General features: G+C 72.6%; 14 protein-coding genes. 10 read left to right on the top strand and 4 right to left on the bottom strand.

The genetic code is table 11. The features are described from left to right. Complete coding sequence (locus tag MKK53_RS11930; RefSeq protein ID WP_243928911.1) at positions 1-1230, bottom strand: amidase; 1230 nt, start codon at positions 1228-1230, stop codon at positions 1-3. Between the two features lie 131 nt (positions 1231-1361). On the opposite strand from MKK53_RS11930, the gene MKK53_RS11935 reads away from it, so the two are divergent. The 8 genes from MKK53_RS11935 to MKK53_RS11965 all read left to right on the top strand — a co-directional run bounded on the left by MKK53_RS11935 (position 1362) and on the right by MKK53_RS11965 (position 6872). Then, a complete protein-coding gene (locus MKK53_RS11935) occupies positions 1362-2384 on the top strand; it encodes an extensin family protein (protein WP_243928912.1) in 1023 nt (340 codons plus the stop codon). A gap of 28 nt (positions 2385-2412) precedes the next feature. Then, positions 2413-2544 (top strand): hypothetical protein, encoded by a 132-nt coding sequence (locus MKK53_RS25420; RefSeq protein WP_279598974.1) that lies wholly within the window; start codon positions 2413-2415, stop codon positions 2542-2544. Positions 2545-2631: 87 nt separating this feature from the next. Next, positions 2632-2892, top strand: a complete 261-nt coding sequence (locus MKK53_RS11940) for a type II toxin-antitoxin system ParD family antitoxin (protein ID WP_243928913.1) — start codon at positions 2632-2634, stop codon at positions 2890-2892. Then, positions 2885-3181, top strand: coding sequence for a type II toxin-antitoxin system RelE/ParE family toxin (locus MKK53_RS11945; RefSeq protein ID WP_243928914.1), 297 nt, complete (start codon positions 2885-2887; stop codon positions 3179-3181). The genes MKK53_RS11940 and MKK53_RS11945 overlap by 8 nt, the downstream gene beginning before the upstream one ends. Before the next feature lie 148 nt (positions 3182-3329). Beyond that, positions 3330-3794, top strand: coding sequence for a hypothetical protein (locus MKK53_RS11950; protein ID WP_243928915.1), 465 nt, complete (start codon positions 3330-3332; stop codon positions 3792-3794). Positions 3795-3804: 10 nt separating this feature from the next. Further along, positions 3805-4476, top strand: coding sequence for a ribonuclease T2 (locus MKK53_RS11955; protein WP_243928916.1), 672 nt, complete (start codon positions 3805-3807; stop codon positions 4474-4476). A 70-nt stretch (positions 4477-4546) separates the two neighbouring features. Continuing rightward, on the top strand, positions 4547-5401 hold the full coding sequence (locus tag MKK53_RS11960; protein ID WP_243928917.1) for a 23S rRNA (adenine(2030)-N(6))-methyltransferase RlmJ: 855 nt from the start codon (positions 4547-4549) through the stop codon (positions 5399-5401). A 202-nt stretch (positions 5402-5603) separates the two neighbouring features. Continuing rightward, positions 5604-6872 carry an outer membrane beta-barrel protein gene (locus MKK53_RS11965; RefSeq protein ID WP_243928918.1) on the top strand — a complete coding sequence of 423 codons (1269 nt, stop codon included), beginning with the start codon at positions 5604-5606 and terminating at the stop codon, positions 6870-6872. Between the two features lie 62 nt (positions 6873-6934). Here the strand turns inward: MKK53_RS11965 and MKK53_RS11970 are convergent, their stop codons facing one another. Continuing rightward, a complete protein-coding gene (locus MKK53_RS11970; RefSeq protein ID WP_243928919.1) occupies positions 6935-7468 on the bottom strand; it encodes a GNAT family N-acetyltransferase in 534 nt (177 codons plus the stop codon). Positions 7469-7684: 216 nt separating this feature from the next. Here MKK53_RS11970 and MKK53_RS11975 point away from each other — a divergent pair, with 216 nt between their 5' ends. Next, positions 7685-9223, top strand: a complete 1539-nt coding sequence (locus MKK53_RS11975) for a peptidoglycan DD-metalloendopeptidase family protein (protein WP_243928920.1) — start codon at positions 7685-7687, stop codon at positions 9221-9223. A 61-nt stretch (positions 9224-9284) separates the two neighbouring features. Here MKK53_RS11975 and MKK53_RS11980 read toward each other — a convergent pair whose 3' ends face one another. Next, positions 9285-9695, bottom strand: coding sequence for a YidB family protein (locus MKK53_RS11980; protein WP_243928996.1), 411 nt, complete (start codon positions 9693-9695; stop codon positions 9285-9287). A 122-nt stretch (positions 9696-9817) separates the two neighbouring features. On the opposite strand from MKK53_RS11980, the gene MKK53_RS11985 reads away from it, so the two are divergent. Continuing rightward, positions 9818-10717: an alpha/beta fold hydrolase gene (locus MKK53_RS11985; RefSeq protein ID WP_243928921.1), complete on the top strand. Its 900-nt coding sequence runs from the start codon at positions 9818-9820 to the stop codon at positions 10715-10717. A gap of 93 nt (positions 10718-10810) precedes the next feature. Here MKK53_RS11985 and MKK53_RS11990 read toward each other — a convergent pair whose 3' ends face one another. Next, complete coding sequence (locus MKK53_RS11990) at positions 10811-12169, bottom strand: sensor histidine kinase (protein ID WP_243928922.1); 1359 nt, start codon at positions 12167-12169, stop codon at positions 10811-10813. Positions 12170-12171: the final 2 nt, after the last annotated feature.

Below are 12171 nucleotides of genomic sequence, written 5' to 3' on the forward strand. Positions count from 1 at the left end.
TCACCCCCGCAGCGCGCCCTCGATCGACCGGGCCACGGCCAGCGCCTGACCGTCGCCGCCGAAGCGGCCGATGACCTGCACGCCCACCGGCAACCCGTCGCCGGGGACCGGCACGTTCACGCAGGGCACGCCCATCAGCGTCCAGAGCCGGTTGAAGCGCGGGTCGCCCGTGGAGGCGAGCGTCTCCGGCGCCGGGCCCGGTGCCGAGAAGGTGAGGATCGCATCGACCTCGCCGAACAGGTCCTTCAGCACCCGGCGGGCGCGGTGGGCGTGGCGGCGGGCGTCGTCGTAGGCGGCGGGGGCGATGGCGTCGCCGCCGTCCAGCACACCGCGCACCAGCGGCGGCAGGGCGTCCCGGTGGTGGCGGTACTCCCAGCCCAGCGCCTGCCGGCCCTCGAAATCCTGGATGAAGCGGTGCCGCTCCCAGGCCTCCGCCAACTCCTGCGGGAGCGTCAGGTCCGTCAGGCGAGCGCCCGCCCGCTCGGCCGCGGTCCGGGCGCGGGCCAGGGCCGCCTCGGCGGCGGGTTCGGGGGCCTCGGCGAAGTCCTGCCGGACCACGGCGATGCGCGGGCCCGCGGCCGCCCCGATGTCGATCCCGTCCCGGCCGGTGATCGCCGCCAGGGCGAAGGCGAGGTCGCCGACCCCCGCCGCGAACAGGCCGACCGTGTCGAGGGCCCAGGAGAAGGTCTTCACGCCCACCGTGGGGATCAGCCGGAACGAGGGCTTGATCGCCGCGCAGCCGCAATAGCTCGCGGGCCGGATCACCGAGCCCGCCGTCTGGGTGCCGAGGGCCAGGGGCAGCATCCCCGCCCCGACCGCGGCGGCCGAGCCCGCCGAGGAACCGCCGGGCGTGTGGCCGGGATCGTGCGGATTGCGGGTCTCAGTGGGGTCGGAGCTGGCGAAGGCGGTGGTGGTGGTCTTGGCGAGCGCCACGGCGCCCCGCTCCTTCAGGCGGGCGACCACGGCGGCGTCGGCCCGGGGGCGCCAGCCCTCGTAGATCGTGGAGCCGAGCTGCGTCGGCAGGGTCGCGGTGTCGATGATGTCCTTGATGCCGACCGCGATGCCGGAGAGCGGCCCCTCCTGCGGAATCGCGGGGTCGGGGTCGAGGGCGACGAAGGCGCCGATGCCAGGGTCCCTCGCGGCGATGGCCTCCCGGCAGAGGTCGATGGCGCCGGCCGGCGTGAGGGAGCCGGCACTGATGCGGGCACGGAGATCGAGGATCGAGAGCATCGCCCATTTGGTCGGCCAGGGCGTGCTCCTGTCAACTGCAGGGGAAGCGGGCCTCGTCCGGGACACGCCGCCGGGAAAAGCCGAAACGGCCTTGACGATCCGTTTACGGGATCGGGTGCAACGTCCGGTTCATGCGGCGTAGCGTTCTCGCGTTCTCGGCCATTGCCCTGTTCGGGGCGGCCCTCACGGCCTGCTCGGTCAACCGGTTCGAGCGGCGTGAGCCGTGGCGCGACCAGGCGGAGCAGGTGTGCCTCGCCAAGAAGTTGGTCCAGCAGACCGAGTTCATCACCCCGGCGGCGGCCATCGACGGCCCCGGCCCCTGCGGCATGCAGCAGCCCTTCCGGGTGACGCGGCTCGGCAACGGCTCCGTGCTCCTGAAGCAGCGCATGACCCTCGGCTGCCCGGCGCTCGCCGAGGCGGAGGCGTGGCTCGCCGACACGATCCAGCCGGCGGCCGAGCTGTATTTCGGCGTGGCCGTGGCCGAGATCAACGCGGGCACCTATTCCTGCCGCGGGCGCAACAACCAGCCGGGCGCCAAGCTCTCCGAGCACGGCTTCGGCAATGCGGTCGACGTGATGTCGTTCAAGCTCGCGGACGGCCACGTCATCACCGTCAAGGGCGGCTGGCGGGGCACCGAGGCCGAGCAGGGCTTCCTGCGCGAGGTCTTCCTGGGGGCCTGCCAGCGGTTCACGACCGTGCTGGCGCCGGGTTCCAACGTGTTCCACTACGACCACATCCACGTTGACCTCGCCCGGCACGACCCCCGCGGCCTGCGCCGGATCTGCCAGCCGCTGATCAAGTTCACGCCGCAGCTCGGTGGTGACGGCCCGCGGGCCCTCGCGAGGCCCCTTCCCCCCGCCCGCCAGCCCGCCCCGCCGCAGGCTCCGGTGGATATCGAGGAGGACGACCCCTACGGCGTCTCGCCGATGTCGCGGGCATCGGGCACGAGCCAGGTCGCCCGGGCGCCGGCCCGGGGCGCCGGACAGGTGCCCTCCGCCTACACGTCGGTGCAGCCCCGTCAGGACTTCGTGCCCCGGGCCGCCCCCCGCCCGGCGCCCCGGGCCGTGGCCGCCGCGCCGGCGGAGACGGGGGAGGATTCCGGCGAGCCGCTGCAGCTCGGCGCCCCGCCTTCGGTGGACGGTCCGATCTACTGATCCGCCGGGCGCGCCCTATACCGTCTGCATGCGACGTCTCATGCTCGGCGGCTTCATCGCCGCACTCTTCGTTGGAATCCTGCTGATCGGCCTGATGTGGACGAAGGCGACGCCCGTCGTGCCCTCGACGCCGCCCGACTCGGCCTCGACGCCTCGCTGAGGCGGCGGGGCGCCGCCGGCCCTGGGTCGTGTTGCCCCCAGACGGACTATCACTTTATGATAGCCCGTTCCGGTTGCCGGAGGATCCATGCCGTCGAGCTACACCCTGGGCTCCCATTACGAACGGTTCGTCCGTGAGCTGGTCGCGAGCGGGCGTTACGCGTCGGCGAGCGAGGTGATGCGCGACGGCCTGCGCTTGGTCGAGGAGCGGGAGCAGATCCGCGCCGCCAAGCTCGATGCCCTGCGCCGAGACATCCGGGAGGGGTTGGACAGCGGCGCCCTCGAAACGCTCGACATGGCGGCGATCAAGGCCGAGGGCCGGCGTCGCGCGGCAGCGGGGGATGAGTAGGATTCGTCGGTACGGGCGGGCGAAAGACGACCTGCTCGACCTCTGGACGTACATCGCCCAGGACGACATCGCCGCCGCCGACCGGATGCTCGACCGGATCGAGGCGAAGCTCGAACTGGTCGCGGACCGGCCGCGCCTCGGCCGCGAGATGCCGGAACTGGCCGAGGACCTGCGCAGCGTCACCGTGGGCAACTACGTCCTGTTCTATCGCCCGGTCCCCGACGGCATCGCCCTCGTTCGCGTCCTGAGCCGCTACGTCGATCTCGACCACGCCGAATTCGATTCCTGAACGCGTGGGCGCGGCCCGCCCGACCCGTCCCCCGCCACCGTGGCCCCCGCGCCGCACCGCCCCGGCAAACCGCCACCATCGGCGCGCGGCGGCTTGACTGGCGGCGCGGCCGGCCCATCGTTCCCGCATGCTTGTTCGGACCCCCGCCATGCGCCCCATCCTCCGCCGCGCCGGCCTCGGCCTCGCGCTCGGCCTGACCGTCGCCGGAGCGGCCCAGGCCCGCTCCGCCCGCGAGGACGTGGAGCCCGCCGAGGAGCGGGTCTTCCCCTTCGACGCGCAGATCCCCGGCTGCCAGGACCCGGACGTGCTGGAGAAGGTCTCCACGAACTTCGCCGAGAAGGAGGCCAAGTTCTGGAACTCCTCCATGACCATCGTCTCCTTCGACCAGATCGAGCGAACGGCGTGGCGCCCCTGGGGGCTCGACACCTATCCGCGCCGGTTCTGCACCGCCGTGGCGACCACGTCGGACGGCCTGCGCCGCAAGGTGGATTATTCCGTGCGCGAGAGCCTCGGCATCATCGGCTCGACCTGGGGTGTGGAGTTCTGCGTCCACGGGCTCGACCGGGACCTCTCCTACGCCTACGCCACGGCCTGCCGGATGGCCCGGCCGTAAGAGGACGACCATGAGCGCACGCGCGGCCTGCGCCGGCCTCGGCCTGCTGGCGGCTCTGGCCGCCGCCTGTCCCGCCGCCGCGCAGGATTACGGTGGGTTCAGCCGCCGGGGCACGCCCGGCGACTTCGATTTCTACGTCCTCGCCCTGTCCTGGTCGCCGACCTTCTGCGGCGGCGAGGGCGCGCGCCGCGACGAGGCACAATGCACGCCCGGCCGGGGCCTCGGCTTCGTCCTCCACGGGCTGTGGCCGCAATATGCCCACGGCTATCCGCAGGATTGCTCCGCGGTGCAGCGCCCCATCACCCGCCAGGCGATGGAGGCGGCGGGGCAGGTCTATCCGAGCGAGGGCCTCGCCCGTCACGAATGGCGCAAGCACGGCACCTGCTCCGGCCTGGACCCCGCCGCCTACTTCGCGGCGGCGAAGGACGCCCGGCTGGCGGTGACGATCCCCGACGGGCTGAAGGCCGGCGGGCAGGACCTGGCGCCGATCGACATCGCCCGGCAGTTCGTCGCGGCCAACCGCGGCCTGCGTCCGGACATGATGGCGGTGGCCTGCGCCCGGGGCCGGCTCACCGAGGTGCGGTTCTGCTTCGCCAAGGACCTGCGGAGCTTCACCCCGTGTCCCGAGGTCGCCCGCGGCAATTGCCGGGCGCCGGAGATCACCCTCGACGCCGCGCGCTAGGGCCGCGTCCGCGAAAAAATCCGCCGACCGGTGCTGGACCGGCGCCGCCGGATCCGCTTGAGCGTGTCGGATGAATTACCGACACGCCTTCCACGCGGGCAACCATGCCGACGTGCTCAAGCACCTCGTGCTGGCCCGCGTGCTCGCCCACCTCTGCCTCAAGGACAAGCCGTTCCGGGCGCTCGACGCCTTCGCCGGCCTCGGCGTCTACGACCTCGACGCCGACGAATCCCGGCGCACCGGGGAGTGGCACGAGGGCTGGGGCCGGCTCGCCGCGCCGTTCCCGGACCCGGTGGAGGCCCTGCTGGCGCCGTACCGGGCGGCGGTCGCCGCCGCGCGGGAGCGGCACGGTCCCCACGCCTATCCCGGATCCCCGGCGGTGATCCGCGAGTTCCTGCGGCCGGGCGACCGCGGCGTCTTCGTGGAGTTGCACCCCCAGGACGCCGCCCTGCTGAAGGACCGCTACACCAGCGACACCCGGACGAAGGTGCTCCACCTCGACGGCTGGACGGCGGTCAACGCGCAGATCCCGCCCCCCGAGCGCCGGGGCCTCGTGCTGATCGACCCGCCCTACGAGGTTCCGGGGGAGGTGGACCGCCTCGGCGCGCACCTGCTGAAGGCGGTGGCGAAATGGCCGACCGGGATCTTCCTGGCGTGGTACCCGGTCAAGGATGCGGCGGCCATCGACCGGATGGCGGCGGAACTCGATGCCGGCCTCGGCCGCCCGGCCCTGCGCCTCGACCTGCTGATCGAGCGGCCCGACGATCCGACCCGGCTCGCGGGGAGCGGCCTCGTCGTCGTCAACCCGCCCTGGCGCCTCGCCGAGGAGGCGCTGGTCTTCCTGCCGGCCCTCGCCGAGCGGCTCGCCCGAACGGGATATGGTGGTTTTCGCTGCGATCCCCTCGGCAAGATTGATGCGGCCTGAGCGAATTCAGTTCGATACCGCAGGTTGCAAGCATTCGTTTACATCTTCGTAGATGTGGCCTTCGGGCCACAGCCATTAGTCGAACGTTACGGCGGCGCGAGATTTGCTCAAAAAAGGGGCAATTGCCATTTCTTTGCTTTTGTGTGGTCAAGCACATGATGGCAGCTTGACCGTGGAATTTTCGAACCGGGCGGCGAGACACATGGCGAAGCGTTCAACTCTGGCGGGGCTGGCGGCCGCGCTGCTCTCCTCCACGGCTGTCCTCGCCGCCGATCTCGCGGCACCTGCGCCGGTGCCGGCCCCGGCCGAGCCCTGCAAGGCGACGCTGATCGGCCCGGCCTTCAACGGCGTGATCAAGGCCAACCCGAACCCGACCTGCTTCGCGGCGGGTCCGCTCGGCGACATCTACGTCGGCGGCGCGCTGACCGGCTACGGTTACGTGCAGAGCAACCCGTTCTCGAACTTCGCCACCCCGGCCGCCCCGAACGAGCGGGACCGTTCCGCCCGGTTCGACTTCTCGAACCTCCAGGGCTGGATCCAGAAGCCCGAGGGCATGTTCCAGTTCTTCGTTCAGGGCGGCGGCTACGCCATCCCGGGCCTCGGCGTGGCGAATGTCGGCTCCATCGCGCAGACCGACCTGCTGTTCACGCCCCTGCCGGTCGCCTTCGGCAAGATCCAGTTCACTGACCAATGGTCGCTCCAGGGCGGCCGCATGCCGACCCTCATCGGCTCCGAGGCGCCCTTCACCTTCCAGAACCTGAACATCAACCGCGGCCTGCTGTTCGCGCAGGAGAACGTGATCAACCAGGGCGTCCAGCTGAACTGGGCCGATGGCCCGTGGTCGGTCTCCGTGGCCGGGACCGACGGGTTCTTCGCCGGCGACATCACATGGTTCACCGGCAGCGTCGCCTACAAGATCGACGACTCGAACACGGTCGGCGTCAACGGCGGCCTCAACCTCGGCAGCCAGAACGTCTTCGCCCGCAGCGCCCGTTACCAGTTCGCCACGCCGGTCTTCCAGCAGAACAGCGGCATCTTCAACATCAACTACACCTACTCGAACGGCCCGTGGATCGTCACGCCGTACTTCCAGTTCACGAACGTCGAGGCCGACCCCCGCGCCGGCATCTTCAACAGCGCCTCGACGTATGGCGGCGCGCTGCTGGCGGCCTATTCCTTCACCGACAACTTCTCCCTCGCCGGCCGCGTGGAGTACGAGGAGCAGTCCGGCGTGCGCGGCTCGGGCACCACGAGCCTCCTCTACGGTGCGGGCAGCAACGCCTTCTCCTTCACCATCACGCCGACCTTCACCTGGGACCGGTACTTCCTGCGGGTGGAATACGCCCACGTCGAACTCGGCGGCATCACCCGCGGCAGCCTCGCCGACGGCACCCTGGGCTCCGGCTTCGGCCGCGACGGCAACAAGACCTCGCAGGACCGCTACATGGTGGAGACCGGCATCACCTTCTGATCGCCGACGCGACCGCGACGACGAAACCCCGGGCCGATGGTCCGGGGTTTTGTCGTTCGGGCTCATGCGCGGACGAGGCAGAGCAGGCGCCGGCCGGGGCGGTGGCCCTCCTCGCCCGTATCCGCGAAACCGAGCTTGCGCAGGAGCCCCCAGGAGGCGGTGTTCGCCGGGCGGCACTCCGCCACCAGGGTGCGGGCGGGAAAGCGCCGGACGAGCAGGCCGACGAGGGCCGCGACCGCTTCGAAGGCGAAGCCGCGCCCCCGCGCCGCGCCGCCGACCCAGTAGCCGATCTCGATGGCGCCCTGCCCCCGCAGGTGTGCGCCCACCACGCCGACGAGGGCCGCCCCGCCCTCCCCCCGGGTCCAGACCCCGAGGAAACGGTCGCCGTCCCGGTTGCCGCCGCGGATCAGGTCCCTGGCATCGTCCAGGGTGAAGGGATCGGGCAGGAAATCGACCGCGCCGGTGATCGCCGGATCGTCGGTGAGGTGGCGCAGGGCGCAGGCATCCTCCGGCCGCAGGGCACCGATCGCCAGCCGTTCGGTCTCGAGGCGGGGCAGGTCGGCGAGGCTGTCGCGCTGCAAGGACAGGTTGAACATCGCATCGATGTGGGGTGCAGGCCGACGCCGGGAAGGCGCGGCCCCGGCCCGGCCGTGACGGCGGGCTCCGATCGTTCCCGCCCCCTGTGGCGAGACCCCCCGCCCGAGGGTGAATCGGGCGTTTCCGGGCCGTCTCTATGGTGAACAGGAACGGTTGCTTAACCTGAATCCGGCTTCATGACGGCATCAGGTAGCGTTGTGCTGACGGGTGCGTCGATGCGGGTGCGTGGAGCGGTCAGAGGGTTTCGGACGCTGTCCCGCGTCGCCCTCGTCGGGATCATCGGTGGCGGTGCGGCGGCGTGTTCGTCCGACGCGTCGCGACTGAACAGCCCGTTCACCAATCCGTTTTCGGAGCCTGCCGCCACCGGCAGCCTCCCGGATGACGACGTGAAGCCGGTGGCCCCCCTGCGGACCGGGCGGATCCAGTCCGAGGCCCTCGGGGCGCCCGGCGCGGGCCGGCCGGCTCCGGTGGCGAGCACGCTGCCGCCGCCCGCCGCCGCCTCGCCCACGCGGGTCGCCTCCGTCGGCTCGACCGGATGGAGTGCCCAGGGCGGCACCCGCATCACGGTCTCGAAGAACGACAGCCTGAACCAGATGGCGACCCGCTACGGCGTGCCCGCCGCGGCGATCCTGCAGGCCAACGGCCTCACCAGCGCCAGCCAAGTGACCCCCGGGCGCGAGCTGGTGATCCCCGCCTACAACGCCGTCTCCGGCCTCAACCCCTCCGCCGCCGCCATGACCGCCCGCCCCGCGCGCGCCGTCGAGGAGAAGCGCGAGGATGCCAAGGTGCTCGAGGCCAAGCAGGCCCGCGAGCGGGATGCCAGGGCTCAGGAAGCCAAGGCCCAGGAAGCCAAGGCTCAGGAGACCAAGGCGCAGGAGGCCAAGCGCCTCGCCGCCAGGGAGAAGGAGGCCAAGGAGGCCCGTGAGAAGGAGGCCCGCGAGGCCAAGGCCCAGGAGGCCAAGGACCTCGCCACCCGGAAGGCTGCGGAGGCCAAGGCCGCCGAGGAGAAGGCGCGCAAGCTCGCCGCGGTGAAGGACTCCGACAAGAAGCACGTCCGCCCCGGCCAGACGGTGAAGACCGCCGACGCCAAGGCCGACAAGGCCGAGAAGGCCCGCGACGAGGCCAAGGAGGCCGCCAAGACCGCGGCCAAGGCCGAGGCGGTCCAGAAGCTCGCCGAAGCCAAGGCGGCCCGTGACGCCGCCAACGACGCGGCCAGGGAGACGGCCAAGCAGGCTGCCGCCGAGAAGGCCGCCAAGGCCGACGTGGCGAAGGCCGACGTGGCGAAGGCCGAGACCGCCAAGGCATCGGCCAAGGCCGAGGTCGCCAAGGCCGAGCCGGCCAAGGCCGAGCCCGCGGCCACCGGCTCCGTGGCGGCGCAGGCCAGTGCCGACAACTTCCGCTGGCCGGCGAAGGGCCGGGTGATCGCCGGCTACGGCGCATCGGGCAACGAGGGCATCAACATCGCCCTGCCCGAGGGCACGCCGGTCAAGGCCGCCGAGGACGGAACCGTCGCCTATGCCGGCTCCGACGTGAAGGGATACGGCAAGCTGGTGCTGGTGCGGCACTCCAACGGCTACGTCTCGGCCTACGCCCACAACGGCGAGTTGGACGTGAAGCCCGGCGACAAGGTCAAGCGCGGCCAGACCATCGCCAAGTCCGGCGCGTCCGGCAACGTGACCTCGCCGCAGCTGCACTTCGAGATCCGCAAGAGCGGCGCCCCGGTGGACCCGATGTCCCAGCTCGCCAGCAACTGAGCGGAACCGGCCCCTCATCCCATGGCGGCCCCCCCGGGGCCGCCATGGGCGTTTTGCGGCGTCAGCCGGCGGCCTTGCCCACCACCTGCGTGCTGGAGAAGACCGGCTGCGGCGTGAGGCGACCGCCCTCGCTGGCCCCCGCCACCGTCGCGGGCAGGAACTCGGCCAGGGCCGTGCCCAGGCGCTCCCGGGACAGGGAGAGATCCCGGGCCATGCCCTCGGCGACGGGCTCCGGCAGGCAGGCCTCGATCGCCCCGGCGGGCACCGGGCGCGGATCCCGGCCCTGCAACCACGTATCCACCTCCGACCCGTGGCCGTTCTCCCGCAGGCGGTCGAGGAACCCGGCGAGGCCGCCGGGGTAGAACTTCGCGAACGCCATGGGGATGTTCTGGCCGCCCACCTCCGCGATGGTCCGTTCCGTCGCCGCCGCGAGGTCGCCGAGCACGTTCTTCACCCCGTCCATGAGCCCCATCGTCACCCGTCTCCCACGCCAAGAATCACCGCCTAGGTCGGGCGCTGGACAGGGCCGGCAAGCCTGTGCGACGCGAAAGGCCTGCGATCCCGCGGGGGATCGGCCGGGAGGAGCGAGTGGACATGGCCGAAGCCGGTGCCCCGAAGCACGTCCGCGCGGGCGTCCTCGACATCGCCTACTGGGAGACGGGGCCGACGGACGGGCCGCCCGCGATCCTGCTCCACGGCTTCCCCTACGACGTCCACGCCTGCCTGCCCGCGGCGGAACGGCTCGCCGCGGACGGCGTGCGCTGCCTCGTGCCGTCCCTGCGCGGCTACGGGCCGACCCGCTTCCTCGACCCCGCCACGCCCCGCTCCGGCGAGCAGGCGGCCCTCGGCGCCGACCTCCTCGCCTTCCTCGACGCCCTCGGGATCGGGCAGGCGGTGCTCGCCGGCTACGATTGGGGCGGTCGCGCGGCCTGCGTGGTCGCGGCCCTGTGGCCCGAGCGGGCGCGGGGGCTGGTCTCCTGCGGCAGCGGATACAACCTGCACGACGTGGCCCGGTCCCAGCGCCCGGCCGCGCCCGAGGCCGAATGCCGGCTCTGGTACCAATATTACTTCCACACGGAGCGCGGCCGCGCGGGGCTGACGGAGAACCGGGCCGGGATCGCCGGGCTGCTCTGGCGGCAATGGTCGCCGCACTGGGAGTTCGACGCGGCGACGCTCGCCCGCACCGCCGCCTCCTTCGACAACCCGGACTTCGTGGAGGTGGTGATCCACTCCTACCGGGTCCGCTACGGGGTGGTGCCCGGCGATCCCGCCTATGCGGCGATCGAGGAGCGCCTGGCCGCGCAGCCGCGGATCGGCGTGCCGACCATCGTCCTCGAAGGCAGCGACGGCGGCGTGTTCCCGCCGACCTCCGACGACGGCGATGCCGGGCGCTTCAGCGGCCCCTACCGCTACCGCCGCGTGCCGCGCGTCGGCCACAACGTCCCCCAGGAGGCGCCGGAGGCGTTCGCGGAGGCGGTGCGGCGCCTGATCTGAACGGGGCTCCGCGGCGCGACGAGGTACGGGCGACACCGGGGGCGCCCGTCGCCCCCGCCCCGCTCGGCGCGCCCCTCGCCGGGGGCGACCGCCTCAGCCGGCCGTCCGCGGCAGGGTGAGCGTGAAGCAGGCGCCACCCAGGCGCCCGGGGCAGACGGCGATGGTGCCGCCATGGGCCTCGGCGATCTGCCGGGCGATGGCGAGGCCGAGGCCGCTGCCGCCCGTGCGGCGGTTGCGGGACCCCTCGATCCGGTAGAACGGGCTGAAGATCGCCGCCGCCTCGGCGGTGCCGACCCCGGGGCCGTCATCCTCCACCCTGAGGCTGCACGTCCCGGCCCCCGCCTCCACGGCGAGCTCGACCCGGCCGCGGCCGAACTTCACCGCGTTGTCCAACAGGTTGGCGATCACCCGGCGCAGGGCCACCGCATCCCCCGGCACGCTCGCCTCGGCCACCTCCTCCCCCACCAGGGTGACGGGCTGGCCCAGGGCCGAGCGCTCCGCCGCCTCCACCGCCGCGAGGTCGGCGAGGTCGACCCGCCCCCGGATCTGCGAGACGGTGGTGCCGCGGGCGAAGGCGAGGGAGGTCTCGATCAGGTCGGTCATCCCGTCGATGTCGGCGGCCATGCGGGCGCGGCCCTGCGCGTCCGGCCAGGATTCGGCGCGCAGGCGCAGCCGCGTCAGGTAGGTCTTGAGGTCGTGCGAGATGGCGCCGATCAGGAACGAGCGTTCCTGCAGCAGGGCCGCCACACGCTCCTGCATGGCATGGACCGACCGGGCGAGGCGCTGGACGTCCGGCGCCCCCGAGACCGGGACGGGGCCCTGGGGGGGCGAACCGTCGAAGGCCTCGGCCGTCGCGCTCAGCCGGCGCAGGGGCCGCATCTCCCGCTGCGCCCCGAGGAGGGCGAGCCCCGCCACGGCGATGCCGAGGATGCCGATCCACAGGCCCGGGGCCAGCCCGAACAGCTGCAGGGTGATGGGCCGCGGCGTGTCCAGCTCGTCGAGGACGAGGACGTGGCCGTCCGCGAGGCGGGCGACGATCCGCACGGGGCGCCACCCCGTGCCCGCGCTCTCCCCGTCGGCATAGGCGCGCAGACCGTCGTCGCGTCCCGGATCCGCCCGCGGCATCACCTCCGAGAAGGCACGCAGCATCGCCTCCGCCCGGGGCATCCGCCGCATCCCGGCCTCCTCCGGGGGCACGGCGTCCTGGATCGTCGCCCTCAGGCGGATGCCGCTCACCGCGCGCAGGATGGTGGGCCGCAGGTCCGGCCCGGTGCGGGTCACGAGGTCGATCACCCCCGCCGCCTGCTCCAGCCGGGGATAGGGTGCGGCCTGCGTGGCGTGGACGTTCGTGCGCTCGATCCGCCCGATGGTGACGGCGGCGACGATCACCGCGCCGAGGGCGGCCATGAGGATCAGCATGATCCGGCCGAGGAGGCCGATGCGGCTCAGCATCG

Source organism: Methylobacterium sp. J-076 (assembly GCF_022829405.1).
Classification (GTDB): domain Bacteria; phylum Pseudomonadota; class Alphaproteobacteria; order Rhizobiales; family Beijerinckiaceae; genus Methylobacterium.

Excerpts from the sequence above, each read along its gene's own strand:
- MKK53_RS11930 (WP_243928911.1), bottom strand. The coding sequence starts at position 1,230 with ATGCTCTCGATCCTCGATCTCCGTGCCCGCATCAGTGCCGGCTCCCTC.
- MKK53_RS11935 (WP_243928912.1), top strand. The coding sequence starts at position 1,362 with ATGCGGCGTAGCGTTCTCGCGTTCTCGGCCATTGCCCTGTTCGGGGCG.
- MKK53_RS25420 (WP_279598974.1), top strand. The coding sequence starts at position 2,413 with ATGCGACGTCTCATGCTCGGCGGCTTCATCGCCGCACTCTTCGTTGGA.
- MKK53_RS11940 (WP_243928913.1), top strand. The coding sequence starts at position 2,632 with ATGCCGTCGAGCTACACCCTGGGCTCCCATTACGAACGGTTCGTCCGT.
- MKK53_RS11945 (WP_243928914.1), top strand. The coding sequence starts at position 2,885 with ATGAGTAGGATTCGTCGGTACGGGCGGGCGAAAGACGACCTGCTCGAC.
- MKK53_RS11950 (WP_243928915.1), top strand. The coding sequence starts at position 3,330 with ATGCGCCCCATCCTCCGCCGCGCCGGCCTCGGCCTCGCGCTCGGCCTG.
- MKK53_RS11955 (WP_243928916.1), top strand. The coding sequence starts at position 3,805 with ATGAGCGCACGCGCGGCCTGCGCCGGCCTCGGCCTGCTGGCGGCTCTG.
- MKK53_RS11960 (WP_243928917.1), top strand. The coding sequence starts at position 4,547 with ATGAATTACCGACACGCCTTCCACGCGGGCAACCATGCCGACGTGCTC.
- MKK53_RS11965 (WP_243928918.1), top strand. The coding sequence starts at position 5,604 with ATGGCGAAGCGTTCAACTCTGGCGGGGCTGGCGGCCGCGCTGCTCTCC.
- MKK53_RS11970 (WP_243928919.1), bottom strand. The coding sequence starts at position 7,468 with ATGTTCAACCTGTCCTTGCAGCGCGACAGCCTCGCCGACCTGCCCCGC.
- MKK53_RS11975 (WP_243928920.1), top strand. The coding sequence starts at position 7,685 with ATGCGGGTGCGTGGAGCGGTCAGAGGGTTTCGGACGCTGTCCCGCGTC.
- MKK53_RS11980 (WP_243928996.1), bottom strand. The coding sequence starts at position 9,695 with ATGGGGCTCATGGACGGGGTGAAGAACGTGCTCGGCGACCTCGCGGCG.
- MKK53_RS11985 (WP_243928921.1), top strand. The coding sequence starts at position 9,818 with ATGGCCGAAGCCGGTGCCCCGAAGCACGTCCGCGCGGGCGTCCTCGAC.
- MKK53_RS11990 (WP_243928922.1), bottom strand. The coding sequence starts at position 12,169 with ATGCTGAGCCGCATCGGCCTCCTCGGCCGGATCATGCTGATCCTCATG.